27 protein-coding genes are annotated in these 26,950 nt (G+C 59.7%); 13 read left to right on the top strand and 14 right to left on the bottom strand.

The genetic code is table 11. The features are described 5' to 3' along the window. Positions 1-34 precede the first annotated feature (34 nt). Positions 35-1,144, bottom strand: a complete 1,110-nt coding sequence (locus tag C1Y41_RS02000) for an SLC13 family permease (protein WP_104084700.1) — start codon at positions 1,142-1,144, stop codon at positions 35-37. A gap of 21 nt (positions 1,145-1,165) precedes the next feature. Next, positions 1,166-1,624: a manganese-binding transcriptional regulator MntR gene (gene mntR, locus C1Y41_RS01995; RefSeq protein ID WP_039383416.1), complete on the bottom strand. Its 459-nt coding sequence runs from the start codon at positions 1,622-1,624 to the stop codon at positions 1,166-1,168. A 224-nt stretch (positions 1,625-1,848) separates the two neighbouring features. Between mntR and C1Y41_RS01990 the strand changes: the two genes are divergently transcribed. Then, positions 1,849-2,040, top strand: a complete 192-nt coding sequence (locus C1Y41_RS01990) for a hypothetical protein (RefSeq protein ID WP_071669023.1) — start codon at positions 1,849-1,851, stop codon at positions 2,038-2,040. A gap of 138 nt (positions 2,041-2,178) precedes the next feature. Here the strand turns inward: C1Y41_RS01990 and ompX are convergent, their stop codons facing one another. Further along, positions 2,179-2,691: an outer membrane protein OmpX gene (gene ompX, locus C1Y41_RS01985; protein ID WP_094111982.1), complete on the bottom strand. Its 513-nt coding sequence runs from the start codon at positions 2,689-2,691 to the stop codon at positions 2,179-2,181. Positions 2,692-3,060: 369 nt separating this feature from the next. On the opposite strand from ompX, the gene rhtA reads away from it, so the two are divergent. From rhtA to glnQ, 5 genes are all read left to right on the top strand, one after another. Beyond that, complete coding sequence (gene rhtA / locus C1Y41_RS01980) at positions 3,061-3,951, top strand: threonine/homoserine exporter RhtA (protein ID WP_094111981.1); 891 nt, start codon at positions 3,061-3,063, stop codon at positions 3,949-3,951. 305 nt (positions 3,952-4,256) lie between these two features. Continuing rightward, a complete protein-coding gene (gene dps / locus C1Y41_RS01975) occupies positions 4,257-4,760 on the top strand; it encodes a DNA starvation/stationary phase protection protein Dps (RefSeq protein WP_039383410.1) in 504 nt (167 codons plus the stop codon). A gap of 306 nt (positions 4,761-5,066) precedes the next feature. Then, positions 5,067-5,813, top strand: coding sequence for a glutamine ABC transporter substrate-binding protein GlnH (glnH, locus tag C1Y41_RS01970; protein WP_039383409.1), 747 nt, complete (start codon positions 5,067-5,069; stop codon positions 5,811-5,813). Between the two features lie 86 nt (positions 5,814-5,899). Further along, the gene (gene glnP / locus C1Y41_RS01965; RefSeq protein WP_039383407.1) at positions 5,900-6,559 is read left to right on the top strand and encodes a glutamine ABC transporter permease GlnP; all 660 of its coding nucleotides are present in this window, start codon (positions 5,900-5,902) and stop codon (positions 6,557-6,559) included. Next, a complete protein-coding gene (gene glnQ / locus C1Y41_RS01960) occupies positions 6,556-7,278 on the top strand; it encodes a glutamine ABC transporter ATP-binding protein GlnQ (RefSeq protein ID WP_039383405.1) in 723 nt (240 codons plus the stop codon). The genes glnP and glnQ overlap by 4 nt, the downstream gene beginning before the upstream one ends. A 65-nt stretch (positions 7,279-7,343) precedes the next feature. Here the strand turns inward: glnQ and rlmF are convergent, their stop codons facing one another. Continuing rightward, positions 7,344-8,267, bottom strand: coding sequence for a 23S rRNA (adenine(1618)-N(6))-methyltransferase RlmF (rlmF, locus tag C1Y41_RS01955; protein ID WP_104084699.1), 924 nt, complete (start codon positions 8,265-8,267; stop codon positions 7,344-7,346). A gap of 161 nt (positions 8,268-8,428) precedes the next feature. Here rlmF and C1Y41_RS01950 point away from each other — a divergent pair, with 161 nt between their 5' ends. Then, positions 8,429-9,055 carry a flavin reductase family protein gene (locus tag C1Y41_RS01950; RefSeq protein ID WP_071669021.1) on the top strand — a complete coding sequence of 209 codons (627 nt, stop codon included), beginning with the start codon at positions 8,429-8,431 and terminating at the stop codon, positions 9,053-9,055. A 4-nt stretch (positions 9,056-9,059) separates the two neighbouring features. Here the strand turns inward: C1Y41_RS01950 and hutG are convergent, their stop codons facing one another. Together hutG and hutI are read right to left on the bottom strand one after the other, a co-directional pair. Next, complete coding sequence (gene hutG, locus C1Y41_RS01945; RefSeq protein WP_104084698.1) at positions 9,060-9,845, bottom strand: N-formylglutamate deformylase; 786 nt, start codon at positions 9,843-9,845, stop codon at positions 9,060-9,062. Beyond that, positions 9,842-11,059 carry an imidazolonepropionase gene (hutI, locus tag C1Y41_RS01940; protein WP_104084697.1) on the bottom strand — a complete coding sequence of 406 codons (1,218 nt, stop codon included), beginning with the start codon at positions 11,057-11,059 and terminating at the stop codon, positions 9,842-9,844. Before hutI ends, hutG begins: the two co-directional genes overlap by 4 nt. Positions 11,060-11,144: 85 nt before the next feature. Between hutI and C1Y41_RS01935 the strand changes: the two genes are divergently transcribed. Together C1Y41_RS01935 and C1Y41_RS01930 are read left to right on the top strand one after the other, a co-directional pair. Beyond that, positions 11,145-12,500, top strand: coding sequence for a formimidoylglutamate deiminase (locus C1Y41_RS01935; RefSeq protein ID WP_104084696.1), 1,356 nt, complete (start codon positions 11,145-11,147; stop codon positions 12,498-12,500). Beyond that, positions 12,497-13,039: a HutD family protein gene (locus C1Y41_RS01930; RefSeq protein WP_071669018.1), complete on the top strand. Its 543-nt coding sequence runs from the start codon at positions 12,497-12,499 to the stop codon at positions 13,037-13,039. The genes C1Y41_RS01935 and C1Y41_RS01930 overlap by 4 nt, the downstream gene beginning before the upstream one ends. Here C1Y41_RS01930 and hutC read toward each other — a convergent pair. Next, positions 13,023-13,778, bottom strand: a complete 756-nt coding sequence (gene hutC, locus C1Y41_RS01925; protein WP_039383392.1) for a histidine utilization repressor — start codon at positions 13,776-13,778, stop codon at positions 13,023-13,025. The genes C1Y41_RS01930 and hutC overlap by 17 nt on opposite strands. Before the next feature lie 318 nt (positions 13,779-14,096). Here hutC and hutH point away from each other — a divergent pair, with 318 nt between their 5' ends. The 3 genes from hutH to C1Y41_RS01910 all read left to right on the top strand — a co-directional run bounded on the left by hutH (position 14,097) and on the right by C1Y41_RS01910 (position 18,674). Beyond that, on the top strand, positions 14,097-15,650 hold the full coding sequence (gene hutH / locus C1Y41_RS01920) for a histidine ammonia-lyase (protein ID WP_039383390.1): 1,554 nt from the start codon (positions 14,097-14,099) through the stop codon (positions 15,648-15,650). Positions 15,651-15,660: 10 nt separating this feature from the next. Further along, a complete protein-coding gene (gene hutU, locus C1Y41_RS01915) occupies positions 15,661-17,346 on the top strand; it encodes a urocanate hydratase (protein WP_104084695.1) in 1,686 nt (561 codons plus the stop codon). Between the two features lie 170 nt (positions 17,347-17,516). Then, the gene (locus tag C1Y41_RS01910) at positions 17,517-18,674 is read left to right on the top strand and encodes a M20 aminoacylase family protein (protein WP_071669016.1); all 1,158 of its coding nucleotides are present in this window, start codon (positions 17,517-17,519) and stop codon (positions 18,672-18,674) included. A 48-nt stretch (positions 18,675-18,722) separates the two neighbouring features. Here C1Y41_RS01910 and ybiB read toward each other — a convergent pair whose 3' ends face one another. The 4 genes from ybiB to C1Y41_RS01890 all read right to left on the bottom strand — a co-directional run bounded on the left by ybiB (position 18,723) and on the right by C1Y41_RS01890 (position 23,066). Further along, a complete protein-coding gene (gene ybiB / locus C1Y41_RS01905) occupies positions 18,723-19,691 on the bottom strand; it encodes a DNA-binding protein YbiB (RefSeq protein ID WP_039383385.1) in 969 nt (322 codons plus the stop codon). Positions 19,692-19,762: 71 nt separating this feature from the next. Further along, a complete protein-coding gene (dinG, locus tag C1Y41_RS01900) occupies positions 19,763-21,898 on the bottom strand; it encodes an ATP-dependent DNA helicase DinG (protein ID WP_071669015.1) in 2,136 nt (711 codons plus the stop codon). A 92-nt stretch (positions 21,899-21,990) separates the two neighbouring features. Further along, positions 21,991-22,506, bottom strand: coding sequence for a GNAT family N-acetyltransferase (locus C1Y41_RS01895; RefSeq protein ID WP_104084694.1), 516 nt, complete (start codon positions 22,504-22,506; stop codon positions 21,991-21,993). Then, complete coding sequence (locus tag C1Y41_RS01890; RefSeq protein ID WP_104084693.1) at positions 22,503-23,066, bottom strand: helix-turn-helix domain-containing protein; 564 nt, start codon at positions 23,064-23,066, stop codon at positions 22,503-22,505. Before C1Y41_RS01890 ends, C1Y41_RS01895 begins: the two co-directional genes overlap by 4 nt. A 151-nt stretch (positions 23,067-23,217) precedes the next feature. Between C1Y41_RS01890 and C1Y41_RS01885 the strand changes: the two genes are divergently transcribed. Continuing rightward, positions 23,218-23,952, top strand: coding sequence for a MerR family transcriptional regulator (locus C1Y41_RS01885; protein WP_039385767.1), 735 nt, complete (start codon positions 23,218-23,220; stop codon positions 23,950-23,952). Between the two features lie 169 nt (positions 23,953-24,121). Here C1Y41_RS01885 and C1Y41_RS01880 read toward each other — a convergent pair whose 3' ends face one another. The 3 genes from C1Y41_RS01880 to C1Y41_RS01870 are packed head-to-tail and all read right to left on the bottom strand — an operon-like array spanning position 24,122 to position 26,947. After that, positions 24,122-24,856: an ABC transporter permease gene (locus tag C1Y41_RS01880; protein ID WP_104084692.1), complete on the bottom strand. Its 735-nt coding sequence runs from the start codon at positions 24,854-24,856 to the stop codon at positions 24,122-24,124. Next, positions 24,853-25,788: an ABC transporter ATP-binding protein gene (locus tag C1Y41_RS01875; RefSeq protein WP_104084691.1), complete on the bottom strand. Its 936-nt coding sequence runs from the start codon at positions 25,786-25,788 to the stop codon at positions 24,853-24,855. The genes C1Y41_RS01880 and C1Y41_RS01875 overlap by 4 nt, the downstream gene beginning before the upstream one ends. Beyond that, on the bottom strand, positions 25,781-26,947 hold the full coding sequence (locus C1Y41_RS01870) for an ABC transporter permease (RefSeq protein ID WP_104084690.1): 1,167 nt from the start codon (positions 26,945-26,947) through the stop codon (positions 25,781-25,783). Before C1Y41_RS01870 ends, C1Y41_RS01875 begins: the two co-directional genes overlap by 8 nt. Between the last annotated feature and the right edge of the window lie 3 nt (positions 26,948-26,950).

Here is a 26,950-nt window from a genome sequence, read left to right as displayed (position 1 = left end):
GGTGGCTAAGGCGCTGAAGAGCCAGCGCCCGCACTCAGTGAAGCCACTGCAGCAGCAGCCAGCCGCACAGCATTGACCACGCCAGCATCGGCAGTGAGAAGAGATGAAAACGCCACCAGACTTTTTTATCCTGCGCCATGCGCAGCGCAATCAGGTTCGCCAGCGATCCCGGCAGCAGGCCAAAGCCGCCAATATTCACCGCCCAGGCAAGCACCACAGAGGGATCGGTTTTTTGCAGCAGCAGGATAGTGGCCGGGACATTACTGATAAACTGCGACAGGCCGATAGCCAGTAAATAGATACCGCCCTCCCCCAGCTGTCCGATACGGGCAAACCATGGCTGCAGCGCAGGCAGATGCATGAGCAAAAAGACGTCGATAAACATTGCGACAAAAACCAGCAGCAGGCTCCAGTCAATGGCGGCCAGCACCCCTCGCGCCATGATCAAAAAGCAGGCGGCGACCAGCAGCAGCGCCCAGCCCGTTATCTTCAGCTCCAGCGCCACGATAAATACGATATAGAGCAGCAGGCTGACGCTGAACAGGCGCCGGCTCCACTGCTGCGCACCGGCGTTACTGTGTTTATCTATGTGCTGCGCCGGGAAGCTCCACCAGGTCAGCGCGACCAGCGTTATCATCAGCACGGCTGCCAGCGGCAGCATCTGCAGGATGAATCCGCCCACGCTCAGCAAGCCGTGACTCCACAGCAGGATATTTTGCGGATTGCCGACCGGGGTCAGCAGCGATCCGGCGTTAACCGCCAGTGCTTCAAAGATAATGAGCCGCGAGACCGGCAGATGTGAAAATTTACGCAGCGTCAGCGTCAGCGGTACCAGAATAAATAGCGCGACATCGTTGGTCAGAAAGGTTGAAAGCAGCGCGGCGGCGCAGACCATAAACAGCGCCAGCGCACGTTCATGCTGAAAGCGCTGAATCAGGCGGGCGCCCAGTACGTCAAAATAACCGCTGTTCTCCAGCCCTTTCGTCAGCATCAGCAGGCCGGTCAGCGTCATGATGGTCTGCCAGTCGACGGAAGCCGGCAGCTGCGACCAGCGATACTCTGCCAGCGGCAGCAGTATCACACCCAGCAGTAACAACAAATGCAAAATACGGTCACGCATTAAGGATCGAAGCACGATGGGCATGATAGCGGCAGGCCTTATAAGTTAGCGATTCTCATAAAATTTCTGAAAGACGGCCAGGGTTTCGTCGCTGACGTGATGTTCCAGCCCTTCAGAGTCGCGGCGTGCGGTCTCCGGGCTGACGCCTAATGCCAGCAAAAACGTTTCAACGATATGGTGGCGAACGCGGCTCGCCTCGGCGAGTTTTTCACCTTCCGGCGTCAGGAAGACGCCACGATAGGGCACCTGCTCTACCAGGCCGGTGGTGCTCAGGCGCTTCAGCATTTTTGCCACGGTAGGCTGGGATACGCCAAGGCGCGCCGCCATATCCACCTGACGCGCCTCACCAAATTCACGAATGAGATCGGAGATCAGCTCGACGTAATCATCAATCAGTTCACGACGATGAGCTTCGCGCACCTGACGAAAGCCTTCAACATGCTCCTCAATATCCTTAAGCGGCCCCTGAGGGGTATTGATGGCATTTTTCGCACGACGACTCATTAAGCTTCCTCTTTATTATCTGCCGCACCTTACCTGCCGTGCGGACTGGCTGCGCTCATTGTAAACCAGGCGCAAATAAGCACAAATTTTTCATGAATAGTGTTGGCTAAAGAGTATAGCCAATGCTATCTTTGTACATGATGTAAGCGAAAAGCGTGAAAAGGCAGCAATGTCCGGTACGCAACAACGCTTATGCATCATCTGTTATTCATGGGGAGGTGAAGATGAGCACCCTGAAAAACTGCCTTGATTGCGGCAAATGCCCGCAAGCCGCTCAGCGCAAGCCCGCTTTTGATATCAAATCGCTGCTCTGCCTGTTCAGCCGCTCGCCCTTTGCGCTCCGCCTGATGCTGCTGGAAAAGCTCGCAGGCAAGAAGTGCGAACGCCCGTGCAACCAGATTATCTGGCGCGGCTGAAAGCCCGCAAGGCTACTGCTTAACCCGCCCGATGGCGGGTTTTTGTTTTTCTGCTCTGCTGCACCGGCACCCTCTTCAGGCAAAAAAAAACGGCCCCCTGCGGGACCGTTTCATGTGCAACTCTGGTCTAAGCTAAACTTAGAAGCTGTAGCCGACGCCAGCGATCCAGGTGCCTACGTCAACGTTGCGGATGCGGCTCTGCTCGTAGCCTACGTCCAGTGCAACGTTTTCAATTGGGTTGAACTGCATACCTGCGCCGTAAGCGATGCCTACGTCGCTGCTGTCAGATTTAGACTGACCGGCAGATTCGTTCTGCTGGAATTTACCGTAGCCGATACCTACAACGCCGTAGATGCTCGCCCAGTCGTTCAGACGGTAAGCCGGGCCGCCGGTGAAGCCGTAGTACTGGCCTTTGTTATAAACGCCATCTTCAGTACGATCTTTTTCGGTGTAGGTGAAAGAACCGATCCAGCCCAGTGGGTTTGAACCGTCTTCGTAGCGGTATTTCAGGTTGAAGCCGTTAGCTTTGTTAGCAACGCCCTGATAATCGCTCTGTGCGTAACCGCCAGAAACGGTGCTCTGTGCCATGGCTGAGCCAGCAGAAACTGCCAGTACACAAGCCAGTGCTGAAAGACATGCAATTTTTTTCATAACCACCTCAAATGTGAAAATACTTCTCTCCTGACAACGCTAAAAATATAACAAAAGTTAGGGAGAAACTCTGCCCGGATTTTGTTGTCCAAGAGATTGTTTGGTGTAACAGAAAGTTAATGAAGTTTCCTATGTCATTCATTTTACTTATAAAATGCCTCCCTGTTTAGTTCAATAATTCTGCGAACAAAAAATGCCTTTAAGTAAATTCTTAAAGTAATTTGACAATTCTTTACAAAATTGGCCCTGTAAACGGCTCTTTTTTAGCCATTTTCTGAAGCGAAACTGGCCTTATTTTTTCCCGTCAGCCTGCAATTGCTTTAAGCTACTCTCCTTCGCTCACCCCTCATTTCCGGAATCGACAACAGGATGTCTGCGCCTCTTTCTCGTAAAAATAGCTTTCCCGTATGGCTGCCCATTGTGATTTTGCTCTTCGCTATGATGTCGCTGCAGGGTGGCGCCTCGCTGGCAAAATCACTGTTTGACGTCGCGGGCGCGCCCGGCATCACTGCGCTGCGTCTCGGACTCGGTACGCTGCTGCTTTGTCTCTTTTTCAAACCCTGGCGTTTGCACTTTACTCCGGCGCAGCGTAAACCCCTGCTGATTTACGGCCTGGCGCTCGGCTGTATGAACTTTCTGTTTTACCTCGCCCTGCGGACAATCCCGCTGGGTGTGGGCGTGGCGCTGGAGTTTCTCGGTCCGCTGGCGCTGGCGCTGGCAGGCGCGCGCCGCCTGCTTGATTTTCTCTGGATAGCGCTGGCAGTCGCCGGGCTCTGGTTTCTGCTGCCAATCGGTGACGGCATCAGCCATATTGATCCGCTCGGCGCACTGCTGGCAGTAGGTGCCGGCGTCTGCTGGGCAATCTATATCCTCTCCGGACAGCGTGCCGGCGCGGAGCACGGCCCGGCAACGGTGGCAATGGGCTCGCTTATCGCTTCTGTTATCTTCGTGCCGCTGGGACTGCTGTTTGCCTCCCCCGGCATCTGGCACTGGGAGATCCTGCCGCTGGCGCTGCTGATCGCCCTGCTCTCCAGCGCAATTCCCTATTCACTGGAGATGATTGCCATGACCCGCCTGCCGGCGCGGATTTTTGGCACCCTGATGAGCCTCGAACCGGCTGTCGCGGCCCTTTCCGGCATGCTGTTTCTGGGTGAACAGCTTACCCTGCCGCAGTGGTCAGGACTGCTGGCGATTATCGCCGCGTCGGCAGGCACCACGCTGACCATGCGCCAGAAAGCCCGTCTGAAAGAAGTCGCCTGAGTTACGCTTAATTAACGCTGTCTATCGCAGCCTGTTATTTCAGCAGGCTGCGCCGGCATCCGGAATCATTATCATTCCGTTATTGCATCGCCGGGCCGTTATTATTTTGTCACACAGATAACATCTTTAAGACCTATATAATAAGCCATTGATTATGGTTACTTAATTCATGATTGCATCCGCAACGCTGCATGACGTCTTTATCTATCTCTGCTATCGGCCAGATCGCTTCAGCATATTTTATAACAGCTGCTATACTTATTTCCGTGCTTGATTAGGACAACATCAATTAGAGGACATAAATGATGAGTACCGCAAAACTGGTTAAAAACAACGCTTCCGATCTGATTTACACCCGCAATGATGTGGCTGACAGCGAAAAGAAAGCCACCATTGAGGTGCTCAACCGTCTGGTTGTGGAATTCATTGACCTGTCCCTGATCACCAAACAGGCGCACTGGAACATGCGTGGCGCAAACTTTATTGGCGTGCATGAGATGCTGGATGGTTTCCGTGCTGCTATCACCGAACATCAGGACACCATCGCTGAGCGCGTGATCCAGCTGGGTGGCGTAGCGCTGGGTACCACGCAGGTCGTGAATGATAAAACGCCGCTGCAGAGCTATCCGCTGAACATTCACAGCGTTCAGGATCACCTGAAAGCCCTGGCCGATCGCTACGCCATTGTGGCTAACGATACCCGCAAAGCGATCACCGAAGTCAAAGATGAAGATACTGCCGATATCTTTACCGCAGCGTCCCGTGACCTCGACAAGTTCCTGTGGTTTATTGAAGCCAATATCGAATAATCATCAGAGGCGGGTTAACCCGCCTTTTTTTATTGCTTCAGATCCGCTTTTTTGACCCTGTTAACACTTCTTTCATCCCACCCTTTCCTTGTCATTATCCTGATGCACACTGTGGCTGCACCAAAAATGTTTCATGCACCATAATAGTGCCCACAAATGGTGCAAACGATCATTTTTCTGCAAAATCGTGTCAGCTGACAGCCCTGCCGCCGGTAATTTCGGGCTGTTATTAAAGTTGGCATAATTTTTTCATATGACAGTCGTAGTGCAGACCATCAGGTCTGCAGAGCAATAAAGGATAAAATGATGAAGTCTCTGTTTAATGTCTCTGTGGCCGCGCTGGCGCTGGCCTTTTCTCTTTCTTCTACTGCCGCAGATAAAAAACTGATTGTCGCAACCGACACCGCATTTGTTCCTTTCGAGTTTAAGCAGGGCGACAAATATGTGGGTTTTGATATCGACCTGTGGGATGCGGTGGCAAAAGAGCTGAAGCTCGATTACACCCTGAAACCTATGGATTTCAGCGGTATTATTCCGGCTCTGCAAACCAAAAATGTCGATCTGGCGCTGGCCGGTATTACCATTACTGACGAACGCAAAAAAGCTATCGACTTCTCTGATGGCTACTATAAAAGCGGTCTGCTGGTGATGGTGCGCAATAACGAAAACGAGATCAAAGGCATTGACGATCTCAATGGCAAAACCGTTGCGGTAAAAAGCGGAACCGGTTCGGTGGACTACGCCAAAGCGCATATCAAGACCAAAGATTTGCGTCAGTTCCCGAATATCGATAACGCCTATATGGAGCTGGGAACCAATCGCGCCGACGCCGTGCTGCATGATACGCCGAATATTCTCTACTTTATCAACACCGCCGGCAAAGGTCGTTTCAAAGCGGTTGGTGAGTCTATTGAAGCTCAGCAGTATGGTGTGGCGCTGCCAAAAGGCAGTGATGAACTGCGTGACAAAATCAACGGCGCGCTGAAAACGCTGCGCGACAACGGTACGTACAACACAATCTATAAAAAATGGTTCGGTACTGAGCCAAAATAATGCCTGCATAAGCGGGCTTATGCAGCAGGGCGCCCTTTGCGCCCTGCTTTTACCTTTTCCATTGCAACATATTCCGGAGTAACACCATGGAGTTTGACTGGAGCGTCATCTGGCCAGCCCTGCCGATTCTGATCGAAGGCGCCAAAATGACCCTGCTGATTTCCGTTCTTGGCCTGATAGGCGGCCTGATTATCGGCCTGGTGGCTGGCTTTGCCCGCGCCTACGGTGGCTGGATCACCAATAACGTCGCGCTGGTATTTATTGAGCTGATCCGCGGCACACCCATTGTCGTGCAGGTCATGTTTATTTACTTTGCGCTGCCAATGGCTTTTCCCGATCTGCGCATCGATCCTTTCACGGCGGCAGTCGTGACCATCATGATCAACTCAGGCGCCTATATTGCTGAGATTACGCGCGGCGCCGTGCTCTCTATCAACAAAGGCTTTCGCGAAGCGGGACTGGCGCTGGGCCTGTCACGCCGCGAGACCCTGCGCTATGTGATTATGCCGCTGGCCCTGCGCCGTATGCTCCCGCCGCTGGGCAACCAGTGGATTGTCAGTATTAAAGATACCTCGCTGTTTATTGTTATCGGCGTGGCGGAACTGACGCGACAGGGCCAGGAGATTATTGCCGGTAACTTCCGTGCGCTGGAGATCTGGAGCGCGGTTGCCATTATCTATCTGATTATTACGCTGGTGTTGAGCTTTGTGCTGCGCCGTATTGAGAAAAGGGTGAAAATCCTGTGATTGAATTTAAAAACGTCTCTAAAAATTTCGGTCAGACGCAGGTTCTGCACGACATCAATCTGAAAATTAATCAGGGCGAAGTGGTGGTGATTATCGGTCCTTCCGGTTCCGGTAAATCCACGCTGCTGCGCTGTATCAACAAACTGGAAGAGATCACCAGCGGCGAACTGATTGTGGACGGCATGAAAGTCAACGATCCGAAAGTTGATGAGCGGCTGATCCGTCAGGAAGCGGGTATGGTGTTTCAGCAGTTTCATCTGTTTCCGCAGATGAGCGCGCTGGATAACGTCGCCTTTGGTCCGATTCGCGTCCGCGGCGCGAAAAAAGAGGAGGCCCACAGGCTGGCGCGCGAGCTGCTGGGCAAAGTGGGCCTGGCGGAACGGGCGCATCATTTTCCGGCTGAACTCTCCGGCGGTCAGCAGCAGCGCGTGGCCATTGCGCGGGCGCTGGCCGTGAAGCCAAAAATGATGCTGTTTGATGAGCCGACGTCCGCGCTCGATCCGGAGCTGCGTCATGAAGTTCTGAAAGTGATGCAGGATCTGGCCGAGGAAGGCATGACGATGGTGATCGTCACGCATGAAGTGGGGTTTGCACAGAAAGTCGCGTCGCGCCTGATCTTCATTGATAAAGGTACGATTGCGGAAGATGGCGATCCGGATACCCTGATTACCGCGCCGCCAAGCGAACGTCTGCGCGAGTTCCTGCAGCACGTTTCCTGACGCGCTGCGCGCGCTGAATAAGGCCGCACCGGGTAACCGGGCGGCCTTTTTATCGGGTGATACGCTTAGCGCTTCATCCGCTGCGCGCGGGTGGCGGGCGTCATAAAGCTCCAGGCGAGGAAGCGGCTCTGTTTCTGACCCTGCGCCATATTGACGATGCGCACCTCACAGGCCTCCGCCGCAAGCCGATCGCGCAGCGCCGGTAAGTTCTCTTTTCGCGAAACCAGCGATGTAAACCAGACAATGCTGCTGCCCTGCGCGACGCTCTCATCGATCATCCTGCCGATAAACGCCAGCTCGCCCCCTTCACACCATAACTCAGTCTGCTGACCGCCAAAATTGAGCGGCGCGTTCTGCTTCAGTCCCAGATTGCGTACTTTGCGCTGGCTGCCCGCTGCAGCATCAGTTGCCGATGCGTGAAACGGCGGATTGCACATCACGGCATGGTAGCGCTCATTTTTATGGATCACGCCGCTGAAAATCGCCTGCGGCTGTTTCTGGCGACGCAGACGTACCGCACGCTGCAGGCCGGGATTACCCGCCACAATCTGGCTGGCGGCGGTAATCGCCTCAGCGCTGGTATCCGTACCGGTAAAACGCCAGCCATACTCGGCGTGGCCAATCAGGGGATAAATGCAGTTGGCGCCGCAGCCAATATCCATGACGTCCAGATCGCGCGGGATCGCCCCGCCGTTATCACCCGCCAGCAGATCGGCCAGCGCGTGAACGTAATCAGCACGCCCCGGTACCGGCGGCGTCAGATACCCTTCCGGCAGCTGCCAGTTAAGGTTATAAAAGAGCTTCAGCAGCGCCTGATTAAGCAGCATTACCGCCTGCGGATCGGCGAAATCGATCGACTGCTCGCCGTGACCGTTAGGACGAACCTTCGGCGCAAGCGGCGGATGCGCGGCAATCAGCGCAGGAAAATCGTAACGCCCCTGATGGCGATTACGTGGATGAAAGGGCGCACTGGCGGCTGGCTTATTCATAGTCTCTCCGGAAAGTAAGGCGGGCGTAAGATACTCCGGCTGCCGCCAGCGCACAATCCGCTTACCGCAATTTTACGTTTACACCAGACTCTCTGCGAACCCTTTTACTGCAATGCACGCCGCCTGCCGCGACGTGCCTTCACCCTGACTCAGGAGTTTTTATGACGCGCCATCGCTACAGCTACCAGCCCCGGACCGGACACGGCCTGCCCCACGATCCGCTGAACGCCATTATCGGTCCGCGTCCGATTGGCTGGATCAGCTCCCGGAGCGGCAGCGGCCAGGATAATCTTGCGCCGTACAGCTTTTTTAACTGTTTTAATTACCAGCCTCCGATCATCGGCTTTGCCAGCAGCGGCTGGAAAGACAGCGTGCAGAACATCAGCGAAAGCAAGGTGTTTGTCTGGAATCTGGCCACGCGTCCGCTGGCGGAAGCGATGAACGAAAGCTCCGCCTCGGTCAGCAGCGATGAGTTCGCGCTCGCGGGCCTGACGCCGGTTGCCGCTTCCCATATCGACTGCAGCATGGTGGCAGAGAGCCCGGTTAACTTTGAGTGTCGCCTGACGCAGCTGATCCGGCTGCAGGATGCGCAGGGCGGGGAGCTGGAGAGCTGGCTGGTGCTGGGTGAAGCGGTCGCCATTCATATTGATGAAGCCCTGCTGGAGGATGGCATTTACCAGACCGCCAGAGCGCAGCCGATTCTGCGCGCCGGGGGGCCTTCTGCCTATTACGGCATCAGTGAGGCGCAGCGTTTTGATCTGGTCCGCCCGGACGCCCGTAAGCGGTAAGCGTTTAACGCTTTCCTGCCGCCAGCAGCGCGCCGATCAGCTGCTGCAGCACCGGCTGCAGCTGTGAGGCGCGCGCTGGCTGCCAGGCAAAAGTCAGCGACTCATCCATATAGTTGTGCTGCGCCAGCTCCAGCTGTACCGCCTCGACGCCCTGCGCCGGCTGACCATAGGCGCGCGTAATATAACCGCCTTTAAAACGGCCATTCAGCACCCAGCTATAGCGCTGCTGAGCCTTACACACCTGCCCCAGCGCGTCGCTCACCGCCGCTGAGCAGCTGGCGCCATCACTGGTTCCCAGGTTCAGATCGGGCAACACGCCGCTGAACAGCCGGGGCACCCGTGAAGCGATAGAGTGCGCATCAAACAGCAGCGCATAGCCATATTGCGCTTTCAGGCGCGCCAGCTCCTGCTGCAGCTGCTGATGATAGGGCTGCCAGAGGGTCTGCAGATAGCGCTGACGCGTCGCCCGATCCGGCGTCATGCCTGGTCTGAACACCGGCGTGCCGTCAAACAGCGTCTCTGGCCAGAGTCCGGTAGTGGCGGTGGTATAGAGCGGCCGGTCGTCAGGCGGCCGGTTGAGATCGATAACGAAACGGGAATAGCGTCCGGTCAGCACGCTGGCGCCAATATCCTGCGCAAAATCGTACAGCTGCGGCAGATGCCAGTCGGTGTCCGGCAGCGGGCGTGCCGCGTCGCTCAGCCCCGCCTCAACCTCCGGCGTAAGCTGCGTACCGGCATGCGGTATTGAGATCAGCAGCGGCAGCCTGCCCGGTACAAAATCAAAGCTCATTGTGCTTCTCCACGATAGATAACCCGGCACGGCAATTCGCCGCCCAGCCAGTAAGCCAGCTCGCCCGGACGCGTCAGCGGCCAGTGAACAAAGCTGGCGACTTTGCCCGCCTCCAGTGAGCCGTGCGTCTGATGCAGACCCAGCGCTTTCGCGCCCCACAGCGTCACCCCCGCCAGCGCCTCCTCCGGCGTCATGCCAAACAGCGTACAGCCCATATTCATCATCAGCCGCAGTGAAAGCGCGGGTGATGTCCCTGGATTAGCATCGCTGGCGAGCGCCATCGGGACGCCGTAGCGGCGGAACAGCGCGACCGGTGGCCGCTGCGTTTCGCGCAGCAGATAGAACGCTCCCGGCAGCAGCACAGCAACGGTGCCATGCTCTGCCATCGCGCGGACATCCTCCTCGCTGGCGTACTCCAGATGGTCAGCGGAGAGCGCGCCATAGCGTGCGGCCAGCGCCGCCCCGCCCTGCGCCGAGAGCTGCTCAGCGTGCAGTTTGACCGGCAGATCCAGCGCGCGCGCCGCATCAAACACCGCGCTGACCTGCGCAGGCGACAGCGCAAGATGTTCACAGAACGCATCCACCGCATCCGCCAGCCCCTCCTCTTTTACCCGTGGCAGCAGCCGCTGGCAGATAATATCGATCCAGCCCTGCGGATTGGCGTGAAACGCCGGCGGGATCGCATGTGCGGCCAGGCAGGTTGCGATGACATCAGCCGGCACGCCGGCTGCCAGCTGGCGTATGGCCCGCAGCATTTTCAGTTCGCTCTCTTCATCAAGCCCGTAACCCGATTTGATTTCTACCGTGGTGACGCCCTCCGCCAGCAGATGCGCCAGCCGCCCGCGCGCTGACGCCACCAGCGCCTCATGTGAGGCGGACCGCGTGGCGCGTACCGTGGCGAGAATACCGCCGCCCTGCGCAGCAATTTCTGCATAGCTGGCACCGTTGAGACGCTGCTCAAATTCCGCGCTGCGATCGCCGGCGAACAACAGATGCGTATGGCAATCCACCAGCCCCGGCGTGATGATGCCGCCGCTAAACGTATGCCGCTGACGCGGCGCAAATGCCGGCAGTTCATTGCGCGCCCCGACCCATATCAGTACGCCGTTATCCACGGCCAGCGCGCCATCGGTGATGATGTTGTAGCGCCCGTCGCGCAGCGTAACGATATCTGCGCCCAGCCACAGGCTGTCGATCTGCTTCGCGTCTCTCATGCCCTGTTCCCTGCGTACGGGCGATTTACACACCCGGTTAAAGTATGTATATGTATATACAACTTTCCAGCCTGAAGGATCAACCATGACCACCTATTTTGCCCCGCGCGCTCAGCTGGCAGATGGCTGGCACAGCCACGTGACGCTGGAGGTCAGCGACGCCGGTTTTATCACCCGCGTTACGCCAGATAGCGCGCCGGGCGCTGCTATACCGCTGGCGGGGGCCGTCATTCCCGCCATGACCAACCTGCACTCGCACGCTTTTCAGCGCGCGATGGCGGGACTGGCTGAGGTGGCGGGCGATCCGCAGGACAGCTTCTGGACCTGGCGCGAGCTGATGTATCGCATGGTAGCGCGGCTGACGCCGCAGCAGGTGGGCGACATTGCGACCTGGCTCTATATTGAGCTGCTGAAAGGGGGCTACAGTCAGGTTGCTGAGTTTCACTATCTGCATCACGATCCGCAGGGCCAGCCCTATCCGGATGATGCCATGCTGCAGCAGCTGATGCTGGCCGCTGAGCGCACCGGCATCGGCCAGACGCTGCTGCCGGTGCTTTACAGTTACAGCAGTTTTGGCGCACAGCCCGCCAGCGCCGGACAGCGCCGTTTTATCCAGCAGACCGGCGCTTATCTGCAGCAGCTGCAGCGCGTGGCCGCGGTCTGCGCAGATAAACCGCTGCTGAACTACGGCGTCTGTTTTCATTCGCTGCGCGCGGTCAGCGAAGCGCAGATGCACGACGTGCTGGCCGCAGCGCCGGGCGATCTGCCGGTCCATATCCACATTGCCGAGCAGGAAAAAGAGGTCAGCGACAGCCTGGCGTGGAGCGGTGAGCGTCCCATCGCCTGGCTGATGCGCCGCTTTAACGTTGATGCACGCTGGTGCCTGATCCACGCCACCCATCCGGATGAGAGCGAGCTGCAGCAGCTCGCCGCCAGCGGTGCCGTTGCGGGATTATGCCCGACGACTGAAGCCAACCTCGGCGACGGTATTTTTCCGGCGAGTACCTATATTGCCCGGGGCGGACGCTGGGGGATCGGCTCTGACAGCCACGTCTCGGTCAGCGCCCGTGAGGAGCTGCGCTGGCTGGAGTACGGGCAGCGGCTGCGCGACAGGCGGCGTAACCGTCTGGCGCTGCCGCAGCAGCCGTCGGTAGGCGATCTGCTGTGGCAGCAGGCTGCGGCCGGGGGCGCTCAGGCGTGTGGCATCCGCAGCGGCGTGCTGGCACCCGGCCTGCGCGCCGACTGGCTGGTACTGCGCGACGACCCGCTGCTCAGCGCAACCCCTTCCGATGCGCTGCTCAATCGCTGGCTGTTTGCCGGCGCGCGCAGCGGGATCCGCGATACGTTTGTCGCCGGCCGGCAGGTGATCGCGGACGGCCAGCATGCAGAAGAGGCGCAGGCGGCCATCCGCGTTGCCGACGCGCTGCGGGCGCTGCAGTGATCCGCCGCTTTTGCCACGACGCGCTGCCGGTCAGCCGCTGGCGCAACGGCGGCGGCGAGACGCGCGAAATCGTCAGCTTTCCCCCCGGCGCGGCGGATTTCGCCTGGCGGGCCAGCATCGCCACGCTTGACGCCAGCGGCCCTTTTTCGCTGTTTCCTGGCGTGGATCGGGTGATTACCCTGCTGCAGGGCGACAGCCCGCTGCTGCAGAGCGGCGGGCTGACGCACCGGCTGCAGCCCTGTCAGCCGTGGCGCTTCGCCGGAGAAGCCCCGGTGCAGGCGACAGTGCACGGCCGCTGCAGCGATTTCAATATCATGACCCGCCGCGACAGCTGGCGGGCGGAGGTCAGCATCCTGCAGCAGGCACCGCAGCAGAGCCGGCACGGGGTGGCGTATGTGTTAGCCGGTGCGTGGCAGTACGCCTCCGGCGAGGTCCTGCACCAGACGCAGGGGATCTGGTGGCTGGATGAGCCACTGACGCTGACACCGCAGAGCTGCGATGCCCTGCTGCTCTGGTGCCGGCTCAGCCGTGTCCTTTAAAACGTCCCAGCAGCTTATAGCGCGAGCCGGGATAGAGCAGCCGCGCATAGGTCACGATCTTACTGTCGCTCCACGTCTGCCGCCGAATCAATAAGCATGGTTCGTGCTCCTCCAGCGCGAGATGCCTGCGCTGGCGCAAATCGGGCAGTACCGCCTCAACAATATGCTCGCCAGCGGTCAGCGGCGCGACCCGCATCAGATAGGTATAAGGGGTAACGCTGTGATAATCCTGCTTCAGGTAGTCCGGCGCCATCTGCGGGTTCACCAGGCGATCTTCCAGCTGTACCGGCAGATCGTTTTCGTAATGCACCATCAGCGAATGAAACAGCGGCTGGCCGGTGCGCATCCCCAGCAGCGCCGCCTGCTCCGGATCCGCCCGCCCCTGCGTCAGGGTCAGGATCTGGCAGCGGTGCTGATGACCGCGCTGCGCAATCTCATCCGCAATATTGTGCACCTCCAGCATCGCCGTGTAGCCTTTCATCTCCGCGACAAAGGTGCCCACCCCCTGCATACGCAGCAGGTAGCCCTCGGCGGTGAGTTCACGCAGCGCGCGGTTGATGGTCATCCGGCTCACGCCCAGCTCGCTGACCAGCTCGCTCTCGGAGGGCACACGCTGCCTGGCTTTCCACTCTCCCGCGCGGATCTGGCTGATAATCGCCTGTTTGACGCGCTGGTAAATCGGTGCCGGTTCATCGCCCATTGCGGCGGCTAACTGCGCCAGTGCCGTTTGCTCGGTCATCTGCTGTTCCTTTCTGCTCTGAGAAGGAAAGTTTACTGTTCCGCCAGGCAGATGTATAGACATGCAGTAGTGCAGCGCAGCGGCTGCGGGTGCAGAGGCTGCTGCTTTAGCGTGCATCAAATTGGCTGATTAGCCTGCCTGCCCGCAGTGCGGCACATTTCACAAATTGCAGTGAAACTGGCATAGCGCTTGCTACTTGTATAGACAGGAATAACAAACCTGTGCTTCACTCGGTTTACCGCGGGTGAAGTAACCTGACGCATGGCGTTAAGAAGCGTGACTTTTCCCGCCACTTACTTGTATATACAGGAGTAGATCATGTCGCATGCACTGCAGGAAATCTGCCTGGAACCCGGTAAGGTGGATCTCGCGACCCTGCGCACTATCTATCAGCAGCCGGTGACGTTACACCTGACGCCAGCGGCGCGCAGTGCTATTCACCGCGCTCATGCGACCGTCGACGATATCGTCGCGTCCGGCAGCGTGGTGTATGGCATTAATACCGGCTTTGGCAAGCTGGCACAGACGCAAATTCCCGCTGCCCGCCTGGCTGAGCTGCAGCGTAACCTGGTGCTGTCGCACAGCGTTGGCCTCGGCGATCTGCTGCCGGATAACGTCACGCGTCTGGTGGTTGCCAGCAAGATTATCAGTCTGGCGCGCGGTCATTCCGGCGTCCGTATTGAGCTGGTGGATGCCCTGCTGGCGCTGTTTAACGCCGGCGTGATGCCCTCTATTCCGGCTAAGGGCTCAGTAGGCGCGTCTGGCGATCTGGCTCCGCTGGCACACCTGTCGCTGATGCTGCTGGGTGAAGGCGAGGTGCGCATTGCCGGTGAACGGCGGCCGGCAACGGAAGGTCTGGCGCGCGCCGGACTGACGCCGATTGTCCTCGGGCCAAAAGAGGGACTGGCGCTGCTGAACGGAACCCAGGTCTCAGCGGCCCTGGCGCTGCGCGGCCTGTTTGAAGCGGAAAATCTCTTTGCTGCTGCACTGATGGCGGGCGCGCTCTCGCTGGAGGCGATTAAAGGCTCGGTTAAACCCTATGATGCGCGCATTCATCAGGCGCGCGGCCAGCCTGGCCAGATCGCTGTCGCCGCCGCCGTCAGCTCGCTGCTCAGCGGCAGCGGGATCCTGCAGTCGCACACCCACTGCGGACGCGTCCAGGATCCCTACTCTGTCCGCTGCGTGCCGCAGGTGATGGGGGCCTGCCTTGATAATCTCAGCCACGCCGCGCGCGTCCTGCAGATTGAGGCCAATGCCGCCTCCGATAACCCGCTGGTTTTCAGCGACAGCGGTGAAGTGATCTCCGGGGGCAACTTCCACGCCGAGCCGGTGGCGTTTGCGGCTGACATTATTGCGCTCGCCGTGGCCGAAATAGGTGCTATCTCCGAGCGCCGTCTGGCGCTGCTGCTCGACAGCACTCTCTCCGGCCTGCCGCCTTTCCTGGTGCAGGATGGCGGCGTCAACTCCGGCTTTATGATTGCCCAGGTGACCGCTGCCGCGCTGGCATCAGAAAACAAATCGCTGGCGCACCCTGGCAGCGTAGACAGCCTGCCTACGTCAGCGAATCAGGAAGATCACGTCTCTATGGCCACCTATGCAGCACGCCGTCTCGGGGAGATGTGTTTTAACACCGCTGCGGTGGTCGGCATTGAAGCGATGGCCGCAGCCCAGGGCATTGAGTTTCACCGGCCGCTGCAGAGTTCGGCCATCCTTGAACAGGAGATGCAGCGCATTCGCAGCAGGGTGGCGTTTCTTGCCAGCGACCGCCTGCTGGCACCCGATATCGAAGCGATGCGTCTGTGGGCTGCGGGTACGCAGTGGCCCGACGCGCTAATAACCTTGCTGCCGAGCCAGCGCCAGAACCAGCACTGAGGAGTGAATCATGAGCGAAACCCTGACGCAGGCCGTGGCCCGCGAAATCCGTGCCCCGCATGGCAGTGAACTGCACTGCGCTAACTGGCTTATCGAAGCGGCCTGGCGCATGATCCAGAATAACCTCGACCCCGATGTCGCCGAACGTCCGGACGATCTGGTGGTCTACGGTGGCATCGGCAAAGCCGCACGTAACTGGCCCTGTTTTGAGCAGATCCTGCGCTCGCTGCGCCTGCTGCAGCCGGATGAGACGCTGCTGATCCAGTCCGGTAAACCGGTGGGCGTGTTTCGCACCCATGCCGATGCACCGCGCGTGCTGCTGGCTAACTCCAACCTGGTACCGCACTGGGCGAACTGGGATCACTTTCATGAGCTGGATCGCGCCGGCCTGATGATGTATGGCCAGATGACCGCCGGCTCGTGGATCTACATTGGCGCCCAGGGCATTGTGCAGGGAACGTTTGAGACCTTCGCCGAAGCGGGACGGCAGCACTATAATGGCGATCTTACCGGCCGCTGGATCCTCACCGCGGGCCTCGGCGGCATGGGCGGCGCACAGCCGCTGGCCGGCGTGCTGGCGGGTGCCTGCGTATTAGCGATTGAGTGCCAGGAGTCGCGCATCGATTTTCGCCTGCGCACCCGCTATCTCGATCACAAAGCGCGTACGCTGGATGAGGCGCTGGCGCTGATTGAACAGGCCACGGCGGCAAAAGAGGCGATCTCTGTCGGCCTGCTGGGCAATGCGGCGGAGATCCTGCCGGAGCTGGTAAACCGCGCCCGCGCCGGCGGCATACGCCCCGATATCGTGACCGATCAGACTTCTGCGCACGATCCGGTCAACGGCTATCTGCCGCAGGGCTGGGAGGTGGCACGCTGGCAGGCGGAGCGCCAGCGCAATCCGAAAGGCGTTGAACAGGCGGCGCGCGCCTCCATGGCGGTGCACGTCCGGGCCATGCTCGATTTTCACCATATGGGCGTGCCGACCGTGGACTACGGCAATAATATCCGGCAGGTGGCGCTGGACGAGGGGGTCAGCAACGCTTTTGACTTCCCTGGTTTTGTTCCCGCCTATATCCGCCCGCTGTTCTGCGAGGGCAAAGGCCCGTTTCGCTGGGTGGCGCTCTCGGGCGATCCGGAAGACATTTATAAAACGGACGCAAAATTAAAGTCGCTGTTTCCGGATAACCTCAATCTGCATCGCTGGCTCGACATGGCGCAGGCGCGTATCGCTTTTCAGGGCCTGCCCGCCCGTATCTGCTGGCTCGGACTGGGCGAACGCCATCTGGCCGCGCTGGCGTTCAACGAGATGGTACGCAGAGGCGAGCTGAAAGCGCCGGTAGTGATTGGCCGCGATCATCTCGACTGCGGTTCAGTGGCATCGCCTAACCGCGAAACGGAAGCGATGCGCGACGGCTCGGACGCGGTCTCTGACTGGCCGCTGCTTAACGCGCTGCTGAATACGGCCGGTGGCGCCACCTGGGTCAGCCTGCATCATGGCGGCGGCGTCGGCATGGGTTTTTCCCAGCACGCCGGCGTCGTAATTGTCTGTGACGGTACGCCGGGGGCGGATGCACGGCTGGCGCGCGTTCTGTGGAATGACCCGGCCACCGGGGTAATGCGCCATGCCGATGCCGGCTACGAGCAGGCGCAGGCGTGCGCCGTGCGGCACGGGCTGAACCTGCCGATGCTAACGTAATGGCCGTTTACGCAGGGAAGCGTAGCCGCTATCAGTGAGGGTTGTATATTCCACAAGGATATAATCTATAGCCAAATTATTCCTTTTAGCGATAGACGCTCCGACGACATATCACTACAGTGATGACTTATCCCCTGCGCTGGCGCGCGTTGCAAACGGAGCCCTCTGTTATGAGTCTGCCTGCTCTCCTGCTGGAAAATGCCCTTAACTGGCGTCATCAGTTACATCAACTGCCTGAGCTGGGCTATCAGGAACAGCAGACCAGCGAGCTGGTCGCCCGCGTACTGGAGCAGGCCGGGCTTCAGGTATTCCGCGGCATAGCGGGCACCGGCGTCATTGGTACGCTGGAGAACGGTCCGGGGCCGGTGATTGGGCTGCGCGCTGATATGGATGCGCTGCCGATCACAGAAAAAGGCAGCGCGGCGTGGAAATCGACCCGGCCCGGCGTGATGCACGCCTGCGGTCACGACGGCCATACCGCTATTCTGCTGGCCGCCGCCTGCCAGCTCGCCGCCACGCGCGATTTCAGCGGCACCATCCACTTTCTGTTTCAGCCCGCCGAAGAGAACCTCGGCGGCGCACGCCGCATGGTAGAAGAAGGTCTTTTCTCGCGCTTCCCTATGGATGCCGTCTATGCAATGCACAACTGGCCCGGACTGCCGCTCGGCACGCTGGCGGTGAATCCGGGGGCGATGATGGCGTCGCTCGACTCTTTTGAGATCACCCTTTCCGGCCGCAGCTGCCATGCGGCCATGCCGGAAAGCGGCGCCGATCCGATGGTCGTGGCGGCTGAGCTGGTGCTGGCGCTGCAGACCATCCCTTCACGCCGCCTTTCGCCGCTGGCGTCCGCCGTGGTGAGCGTGACGCAGATCCACGGCGGCGAGGCGATTAACGTCATCCCGGAGCAGATCACGCTGCGCGGCACGGTACGCTGTCTGCAGCCGGAGGTGCGCGAGCGGGTGCGCGGCCTGATTGAAGAGTTTGTGACCGCGCTGCCGCGACCGTTTGGCGTCAGCGGTGACATTCACTGGTATCCCGGCTATCCGGTGACCGCAAATCACCCTGCCCCGGCACAGCAGGTGCGCGAGGTGGCGGAGCAGATGCTGGGGGACGCGCAGGTAAAATGGGCGTGCAGCCCGTCAATGGCGTCAGAAGATTTCGCCTGTATGCTGGAAGCCTGTCCGGGCGCCTACTTCTGGCTGGGCGCCGACGGCGAGGTGCCTTCTGCGCCGCTGCACAACGCAAGCTACGATTTTAATGATGCGCTGCTGCCGGTGGGGATTACTTTCTGGCAGAAACTGGTGGAGAGCGTACTGGCGAAACGCTGAGCCGCTGCCGTCTGCTAAACCGGGTGCGCAGCACGCCCTGCACTGCGCTTACATGCCCGCCTGCTGCAGCCTGATCTCAGCAGCAGATAAGTTTGCCGCTTCACCCGTTGCCACCAGGCAGCAGGCGAGCTGCAGCCGCAGCGACTGCGGCACGGCACGCGTGCCGTTCAGCACCTCATCACTCCAGCGCGCGGTGGTTTCAGCCTGTTTGTTCTCCGGCAGCGCTTCCACACGCTCCGGCTGCCGCTCAACCCAGATCTGCGCCTCACCCGCCGCGCCGGCAATATAGTTGATCGCCGGACAGCGCAGCGGACTGGCATACACCTCGCCTTCCGTGCCGTTGAGCAGAATAGCGGGCGCGTCTATCGCCTGGAAAAATGCGCCGACGCGCGGCACATATTCAGGATGCGACACGCTGGCAAGACGCAGCGCGGCGCGTTCGGCAAACGGCGTGGCCAGCTTTGCCAGCGTATGCGCGCTGTTGCGCACGCCCATCCGCCAGCGCAGCGCCAGCTGTCTGGCCACAGGCGGACAGAGGTTATCGATGGTGATAAACGCCAGCTCGCCGTTATCCAGCGCCGCCTGCGCCTGCGCGGCGGTCGTTACCGCCGCGATGCCTGATGCGGCAAGCACCGCTTCACTGGTTACGCGCGTGGCGTCTTCGCTGACACCGTGCAGCAGCACCGGAAAGCCCAGCTTTACCAGCAGCCGCGCCAGCAGCGGCGTCAGATTGCCCTGACGGCGCGCGCCGTTATAGCTGGGGATCACAATCGGCATCGGCCGGCCGGCCGGCGCCTGCAGCCGCAGCATACGCTGTTGCATGGCGTGATAGAAACCGCGCATCTCCGCTTCGCCTTCGCCTTTAATCCGCAGCGCAATCAGGATCGCACCCAGCTCCAGCTCCGGCACCTCGTCTGCCAGCATGGCGCTGTAGAGCGCCACCGCAGTGTCGAAATCGATATCGCGCGCATGGTTTTTACCGCGCCCGATCTCTTTAATAATTTTATTCAGTTCCATAGTTACGCTTCCTGCTTTCTGGGCGCGCCGCAGTGCGGCGGCCGGAACGAGTAGCCGCTCAGCGCGGCTACTCAGGCTTTTCGTTTGCGCCTGGCGCTTTTTTTCTCTTCCGGCACCGCAGGCTGCTCGATCGGAAATACCGGCAGCGCCGCCAGCAGCCGGCTGCCGTAGCTTTTGCTGAGCAGACGGCGATCGTAGATCACAATCTCACCAAAACAGTGATGACTGCGGATCAGGCGCCCGACCTGCTGTATCAGCGTAAACGAGGCGCTGGGCAGGCTCTGGACTTCAAACGGATAGCGGCGCAGGCTTTTCAGCCACTCGCCTTCGGTCAAAATTACCGGACTGTCTACCGGCGGGAAAGCGATTTTATGAATATGCACCTGCGACAGCAGATCGCCTTTAAGATCGAGCCCTTCGGCAAACGACTGCAGGCCCACCAGAATGCTGCTGTTTCCTGCGGCCACCCGTTCGCGATGCAGCGTCACCAGCCGGGAGCGCGGCTGATCGCCCTGCACCAGCATCGTGAGACGCAGCTCCGGCAGCTGCGCAACAAACTGCTGCATCGCCCGTCCGCTGGCAAACAGCACCAGCACGCCTTTATGTTCCCCTTCCGCCATCTGCTGGCGGAAAAAGCGCGCCATTTCGGCGATGTGCTCCGCTTCGTTTGCCAGCAGCGGCTCATAGCGCATCTGCGGGATCACCAGCTTGCCCTGGTCGACATGATTAAACGGAGAATCGAGCGCTACAAAACGATCGCCCGCTTTCTCACTCAGTCCCGACATCTCCTGCAGGCGGCTGAAGCTGCTGAGCGAACGCAGCGTGGCTGATGTCACGACCACATGCGGAATTTTACGCCACAGCAGCTTCTCCAGCTGGTCGCTGACGCGGATGCCGGCACAGTGAAACAGCAGGTGCGCCTGCCCCTCGCGCACTTCACGCGTCACCCATTTGGAGACCGGCGCGTTTGAGGCTTTTTCCATTGCGGCCAGCCGCCAGAGTTTGCTGATGGCTTCTAACCAGCCAAAGTGCCGGTTGAGCTGCAGAATCGCTTTATGCAGGCGCATAATATCCGCCTTACCGGTCTGCTCGCCCAGCTCATTCAGCAGCCCCTCACTCAGACCGCGCAGCGCGTCGCTAAGCTTAAACAGTCGCGCACAGAGCGTGAGCAGCGCTTCCGGCAGCTCCCCCAGCACAAAACGAAACTCACCCGGCTGATTATCGGGCGGCAGCAGCGGATTGAGCGCCTGACTCAGCGTCTGTAGCAGCTCGCGCATCTCTTCGCAGTGCTGTTTGAGCCGTTCAGGATTGGTCAGCGGCGGGGGCGATTTGGGGCGGAACTGCGCCATGATCGTCTCCACCAGCCGTATGAAGAGATCGAGCTGCAGCCCGCTCCAGCCTGGCGTGATCTCGGCGCTCATCTCCAGCGCGTCACGCGCCACTTCCGGCAGATGGTGGCCCTCATCCAGTATCAGCATCAGATGCTTTGCCGGCGGCAGCACCGACTCATTTTCCATAGCTGCCATTACCAGCGCATGGTTTGCGACGACGACGTCAGCCTGTTCAATCTCGCGCCGGGCGACAAAAAAGGGACATTCACGATACCAGCGGCAGTGGTGAGCCAGACAGTTGGCTTTATCGGTCGAGAGGCGCCGCCACAGGCTGTCATCGATCGCCTTCTCCGCGTGATCGCGCAGGCCATCCCATGTATGGCGGCTGAGATCTTTCTCCAGCCCGGAACAGATTTTCTGCTCCTCTTTTGAGCCGGTCACCGCCTCTTCATCCAGATAGAACAGCAGGTCGCCCTGCTGATCGTCGCTGGCGGCCAGCGCGGCCAGATTACGCGGGCAGACATAGCGTCCGCGGCCAAAGGCCGCCGTAAAGGTGAGATCGGGGATGATCTTTTTCAGCAGCGGGAGATCTTTGGTGAAAATCTGATCCTGCAGCGCCACGTTAGCTGTGCTGATCACCAGCCGTTTTTCATCGGCACGGCTTACCGCAATGCCGGGGATCAGATAAGAGAGCGTTTTACCCACGCCGGTAGGGGCTTCAATAGCCAGATGGCGCCCCTCATCGCCCGCCAGACTTTTTGCCACTTCGGCAATCATCTGGCGCTGCGGCGCGCGCGGGATAAAGTCAGGAACCTGCTGCTGCAGCGCCTTATACCATTGCGCAATCTGGCTTTTAATCGCTGCTGTCAGAGCCATAATTATTACTGTTGAGTTAATCCGGCCTGTATTTTTACACAGTAATCTGGCAGCGTCAGCCTCAGCGCATCTTTTTTCGCACCCGCTGCCCGTTACAGCAGTTTGTACATCAGGGTGGTCGCCTCCATAACCCCTTCCGTTGAGCAGGCATAGTGCGGTATCTCTCCGGCGCTCTGCCAGCCCAGAGAGAGATAGAGCTGGCTGGCCACGTCTCCGCTGCGGGTATCCAGCACCAGCAGCGTTTTTTTCTGCGCCCGGGCCAGGTCTTCCGCCTGCAGCATCAGCTGACGCGCAATGCCCTGCCGTCGACGCTGCGGGTGCACCAGCAGCTTGCTGATTTCTGCGCGGTGATAACCGTTAGGCATCGGGCTGCCGCTCAATGTTACGGTCGCCACCGGGATCTGATCCTGCCAGGCCACCAGCAAAATATGGCTTTCATCTGCCAGCGCAGCGGCTCTCGCCTGCCAGAAGCGCTCTATAACCTGCCGATCGCCGGCGTCGGTAAAGCCCACGCTGGCACCGTCTGCGACACAGGCCTGCAGCAGATCGCTCAGCGGAGCGATAGCGTGTGCTGCGCTGGCAGCAGTAAGCTGAGAAAACGCGATCATGGTTTGCATACCGCCAGAATATAGCGGGCGCCCGCTTGCGCATCGGCGCTGAAGGCGGAGCGTCCCGTCAGGTGAAAACGCAGGCAATCGCCGGCAGCCAGCGTCCAGCGCTGCTGCTCCATCACGATCGTTAAGCCGCCGCTCTGCAGCCAGATATGCTGCTCAAGCCCCTGAAGAGGAGGCGTGTCATAGTAAATATGTGCGCCTGGCGGGAGTACCCCTTCAATCAATTCTGTTTTAAACTGCCTTGCGGGAGGAGAAAGGGTGCGACGCTGAAAGCCGCTATCGGGATCGCGCCAGCAGGTTTGCTGGTCAGCTTTTATCAGCAGCAACGTCTCATCTTCGACCTCCTGCAACAGACGTGACATTGTCACGCCATAAGTAAGACATAACCGGTTAAGCAATGCTGCGGTAGGACTGGTCTCAGCGCGTTCAATGCGCGACAATGAGGCCCGGCTGATGCCTGTCGCCTGAGCGAGTTCATCCAGCGACCAGCCCTGCTGTTCGCGAAGCTCAGCGAGCCGCAGCGCCAGCCGGTTATCCGTTTCAGTTACTGACATAGTGCCCTCTCAGATATGAGAAACTTCTCTCTTATTTGAGAATTAACCGAAAATCGGGAAAAAACTCAAGTTGTACAATAAAATAAAGATTGTACAAGGCAGCCCCGACGGTTAAGGTGTTTTTATGCAGGTCGCAATATTTGAGGACATTATGGCCTTATACAGTATCGGCGATGTTGCCGAGCGCTGTGGAATAAACCCGGTAACACTTCGCGCCTGGCAGCGACGTTACGGTCTGTTAAAGCCTCAGCGCACCGAAGGTGGTCATCGACAATTTGATGATGAAGATGTTCAGCGTATCGAAGAGATTAAACGCTGGATAGAGAGCGGCGTGCCCGTCGGTAAAGTAAAAGCGCTGCTTGAGGGTGAAACGGTCAACGTGCACGACGGCTGGACTGCGCTGCAGGAAGAGCTGATGAGCGTGTTGCGCCACGTCCGCGCGTCAAAGCTGCGCACCAAGATTGCCACCATCGGTCGTGAGCATCCGATTGATGCACTGATCGATCACGTTTTTGTGCCGGTACGCCAGCGTCTGGGTCTCGATCAAAACACTGCCCGCACGATGTGCAGCCTGCTGGACGGCGCTATCATCGATTACGTCGCGTTTTGTCTGGCGGGTGCCCGCAAAAAACCAGGTAAAGATGCGCTGATTATCGGCTGGGCCGTGGAAGATCGCACCCGAATCTGGCTGGAAGCCTGGCGTCTGGCACAGCACGGCTGGCGCATGGATGTGCTGGCTGAACCGCTGGATATGCCGCGCCCTGAGCTCTTTCCGGGACAGCATCTGTTTATCTGGACCGGGAAACGGCCAACGCGGCGTCAGCAGGAGCAGTTTGAACACTGGCAGGCGCAGGGGTTTTCCATACAGATGCACGAACCGGCTTAATGTAAAACCGCACGTCAGGCCTTTTTCCTCTGCCGGGCGCGCGTTATCATGCCTGACTCACGGCATTAATCAGGTACTGCAATGAACTGGAATAAAATTTTTATCGGTACGCTGTTCGCCATCATGGCGATAGGCGGTATGGGTGGCATGATGCTGGTAGGCTACAGCCTTATTCTGCATACCCGGTAAACCAGCGCTGCACCCGCTCCAGCAGCCGGTCGCAAATCAGCGCCAGCAGCGCAACCAGTATGGCTCCCTGAATGACATAGGCGGTGTTAAAGCCGCTCAGACCAATGATAACGGGCGAACCCAGACTGGCCGCGCCTACCGTTGACGCGATAGCCGCAGTCCCGATATTGATCATCACCGATGTGCGTATACCCGCCATCATCACCGGCGCAGCCAGCGCCAGTTCAATCTGCCAGAGGCGCCGCCACGGCCCCATGCCAAGCCCGGTTGCGATCTCCCGGTTACTGGCCGGCACGCTCTCAATACCCGCCAGCGTCCCCTGCAATACCGGCAGTACGCCATAAAGAAACAGCGCGACAATTGCAGGCGTTGCGCCAAATCCCATCACCGGTACGGCAATCGCTAACACCGCAACCGGCGGAATGGTCTGTCCTGCCGCAGCCAGCGTCTCCAGCGTTGGCCGGAACGCCTCGCCAGCGCGGCGCGTGGCAAAAATTGCCCCGCCCACGCCCACAATCGTTGCCAGCAGAGTGCCGCTGGCGACCAGCCAGAGATGGGCCAGCGTCAGACGCCAGAAGCTCTCCTGCTGATAGAGCGGACGCTCCAGCCGGGGAAACCACCAGGCAAACAGCGCCTCACTGTGCGGTAATCCCCACAGCAGCAGTAAAAACAGCCCAATCAGCCAGCTAAGCGGCTCGCGTAACAGGCGCTTCATTGCGCCTCCCGCGGGCGCAGCAGATCGCTGAAATGCAACACGCCCACCCGCTGCTGCTGCTGATCCACCACCGGTAAGGTATCGGTCCCGCGTGCGATAAACTGCGACAGCGCTTCACGCAGCGACAGCGCAGCGGTAATCGGCTCGGCATCAACCCATTCGCCGCGGCGCGCCATGCTGCCCGCCTGCCCCAGCGCCAGCAGCCGCACGCCCAGCTCGCTGCGGCCAAAAAAGTTGCGGACAAAGTCGCTGGCGGGCTGCGTCAGCAGCGTAACCGGTGCGCCCTGCTGCACAATCTTACCGTTATCCATCAATACCAGCTGGTCAGCCAGCGTCAGCGCCTCATCAATATCGTGCGTCACCAGCACGATGGTGCGGCCGGTAAGCCGCTGAATGCGCAGCATCTCCTGCTGCAGCGCCTGGCGGTTTACCGGATCGAGCGCCCCGAAAGGCTCATCCATCAGCAGCAGTTCCGGATCGGCAGCCAGCGCGCGCGCTACCCCCACCCGCTGCTGCTGCCCGCCGGAGAGCTGATGCGGATAGCGGGTCGCCAGCCGGGGATCGAGATTCAGCAGTGCCAGCAGCTCTGCCACCCGTGCCGCAATTTTCTGCGCGGGCCAGCCCAGCAGCGATGGCACGGTGGCGATGTTTTTCGCCACGCTCCAGTGCGGGAATAAGCCGATTGACTGAATGGCGTAGCCGATGCGCCGGCGCAGTGCGCGGACGTTCATCTGGCCGATAGGCTCGCCCACAAAGCGGATCTCGCCGCTGTCATGCTCCACCAGCCGGTTGATCATCTTCAGCAGGGTCGATTTACCGGAGCCGGATGTGCCGATCAGAACCGTAAAACTCCCCTGGCCGATCTGCAAAGAGAGATCGGAAATCGCCGTTTTACCGGCAAACTGTTTGCTCACGTTATGAAATTCAATCATCTTTTCTCTCCAGCAGCGCGGACAGCAGCCGCAGCAGCGCATCACAGAGTACCGCCAGCGCCACTACCGGGATCACCCCCAGCAGAACCAGATCCAGCGCGCTGCTCAGCAATCCCTGAAAGACGATAGCCCCGAAGCCGCCGGCACCAATCAGCGCCGCCACGACTGCCAGACCCACGGTTTGCACCACCAACACCCGCAAACCGGCAAGCCAGACCGGCAGCGCCAGCGGCAGCTCCGCCAGCCAGAACTGCTGTCCGGAACTCATGCCCATGGCGCGTGCGGTTTCGCGTACTTCAGGCGGCACCTGCTCCAGCCCGGCCACCACGCTGCGTACCAGCGGCAGCAGCGCATAGAGCACCAGCGCAATCAGCGCCGGCGCCATACCGATACCGCTGATGCCAAAACGGCCGAGTACGGGAAAATGTGCAGCCAGCCCGGCCAGCGGCGCAATAAGCAGGCCGAAGAGCGCCACAGAGGGAATGGTCTGGATAAGATTCAGCAGGCTGAATACCGGCCGCTGCCAGCCAGGACGGCGCGCAATAGCCAGCCCCAGCGGCACCCCCGCCAGCAGCACCGGCATCAGCGTACCGCAGACCAGCAGCAGATGCTGGCTAAAGGCCGCATGGAACGTGGTGCTGCGGCTGGCATACTCTTTCAGCAGCGAAAGCTGATCCAGCCAGCCGGTCAGTAAAAACAGCAGCGGCAGCACGCCGGTCTGCAGATTCAGCAGAATGCGCCAGACAACCTGCCGGCTTATCGCTCTGATCGCTTCTGCTGCCAGCAGCAGCGATAATCCGGCCGCACACCATAAACCGCTGCCAAACGCCGTGCGCGCCAGCGGCGAACTGCTGCGCGCCAGCTCGCTGGCACCGCTGCCGCCGAGGCCGATAAGCAGTGCAAACAGACCCTGCGCGCCCAGCAGGGTTAGCAGAGCCGTACGCCGGCCCGGCGGCCCGAACAGGCTCAGCCAGAGCAGCGCGATCGGCAGCGCCAGCCAGCCGGCGTGCGCAACCTGCCACACCATCAGCGGCTCGCCCGATACCAGCCGGTTAGCCGCAAAGCGCAGAAATGGCAGCGTCAGCAGCGTCAGCGTGATAAGCGCCGTCAGCAGCAGCGTGACCGGCTGACGGCCGGGGCGCAGCAGCAGCTGTCGCACCTT

This window comes from Pantoea sp. ICBG 1758, assembly GCF_002928325.1.
Classification (GTDB): Bacteria; Pseudomonadota; Gammaproteobacteria; order Enterobacterales; family Enterobacteriaceae; genus Pantoea; species Pantoea eucrina.
The sequence above is the reverse complement of the archived record's forward strand: the minus strand, read 5'-3'. Positions and strand labels throughout refer to the sequence as shown.

What these genes read in the sequence shown, in the direction of transcription:
- C1Y41_RS02000 (WP_104084700.1), bottom strand. Translation starts at nt 1,144, where the DNA reads ATGCCCATCGTGCTTCGATCCTTAATGCGTGACCGTATTTTGCATTTG.
- mntR (WP_039383416.1), bottom strand. Translation starts at nt 1,624, where the DNA reads ATGAGTCGTCGTGCGAAAAATGCCATCAATACCCCTCAGGGGCCGCTT.
- C1Y41_RS01990 (WP_071669023.1), top strand. Translation starts at nt 1,849, where the DNA reads ATGAGCACCCTGAAAAACTGCCTTGATTGCGGCAAATGCCCGCAAGCC.
- ompX (WP_094111982.1), bottom strand. Translation starts at nt 2,691, where the DNA reads ATGAAAAAAATTGCATGTCTTTCAGCACTGGCTTGTGTACTGGCAGTT.
- rhtA (WP_094111981.1), top strand. Translation starts at nt 3,061, where the DNA reads ATGTCTGCGCCTCTTTCTCGTAAAAATAGCTTTCCCGTATGGCTGCCC.
- dps (WP_039383410.1), top strand. Translation starts at nt 4,257, where the DNA reads ATGAGTACCGCAAAACTGGTTAAAAACAACGCTTCCGATCTGATTTAC.
- glnH (WP_039383409.1), top strand. Translation starts at nt 5,067, where the DNA reads ATGAAGTCTCTGTTTAATGTCTCTGTGGCCGCGCTGGCGCTGGCCTTT.
- glnP (WP_039383407.1), top strand. Translation starts at nt 5,900, where the DNA reads ATGGAGTTTGACTGGAGCGTCATCTGGCCAGCCCTGCCGATTCTGATC.
- rlmF (WP_104084699.1), bottom strand. Translation starts at nt 8,267, where the DNA reads ATGAATAAGCCAGCCGCCAGTGCGCCCTTTCATCCACGTAATCGCCAT.
- C1Y41_RS01950 (WP_071669021.1), top strand. Translation starts at nt 8,429, where the DNA reads ATGACGCGCCATCGCTACAGCTACCAGCCCCGGACCGGACACGGCCTG.
- hutG (WP_104084698.1), bottom strand. Translation starts at nt 9,845, where the DNA reads ATGAGCTTTGATTTTGTACCGGGCAGGCTGCCGCTGCTGATCTCAATA.
- hutI (WP_104084697.1), bottom strand. Translation starts at nt 11,059, where the DNA reads ATGAGAGACGCGAAGCAGATCGACAGCCTGTGGCTGGGCGCAGATATC.
- C1Y41_RS01935 (WP_104084696.1), top strand. Translation starts at nt 11,145, where the DNA reads ATGACCACCTATTTTGCCCCGCGCGCTCAGCTGGCAGATGGCTGGCAC.
- hutC (WP_039383392.1), bottom strand. Translation starts at nt 13,778, where the DNA reads ATGACCGAGCAAACGGCACTGGCGCAGTTAGCCGCCGCAATGGGCGAT.
- hutH (WP_039383390.1), top strand. Translation starts at nt 14,097, where the DNA reads ATGTCGCATGCACTGCAGGAAATCTGCCTGGAACCCGGTAAGGTGGAT.
- hutU (WP_104084695.1), top strand. Translation starts at nt 15,661, where the DNA reads ATGAGCGAAACCCTGACGCAGGCCGTGGCCCGCGAAATCCGTGCCCCG.
- C1Y41_RS01910 (WP_071669016.1), top strand. Translation starts at nt 17,517, where the DNA reads ATGAGTCTGCCTGCTCTCCTGCTGGAAAATGCCCTTAACTGGCGTCAT.
- ybiB (WP_039383385.1), bottom strand. Translation starts at nt 19,691, where the DNA reads ATGGAACTGAATAAAATTATTAAAGAGATCGGGCGCGGTAAAAACCAT.
- dinG (WP_071669015.1), bottom strand. Translation starts at nt 21,898, where the DNA reads ATGGCTCTGACAGCAGCGATTAAAAGCCAGATTGCGCAATGGTATAAG.
- C1Y41_RS01895 (WP_104084694.1), bottom strand. Translation starts at nt 22,506, where the DNA reads ATGATCGCGTTTTCTCAGCTTACTGCTGCCAGCGCAGCACACGCTATC.
- C1Y41_RS01890 (WP_104084693.1), bottom strand. Translation starts at nt 23,066, where the DNA reads ATGTCAGTAACTGAAACGGATAACCGGCTGGCGCTGCGGCTCGCTGAG.
- C1Y41_RS01885 (WP_039385767.1), top strand. Translation starts at nt 23,218, where the DNA reads ATGGCCTTATACAGTATCGGCGATGTTGCCGAGCGCTGTGGAATAAAC.
- C1Y41_RS01880 (WP_104084692.1), bottom strand. Translation starts at nt 24,856, where the DNA reads ATGAAGCGCCTGTTACGCGAGCCGCTTAGCTGGCTGATTGGGCTGTTT.
- C1Y41_RS01875 (WP_104084691.1), bottom strand. Translation starts at nt 25,788, where the DNA reads ATGATTGAATTTCATAACGTGAGCAAACAGTTTGCCGGTAAAACGGCG.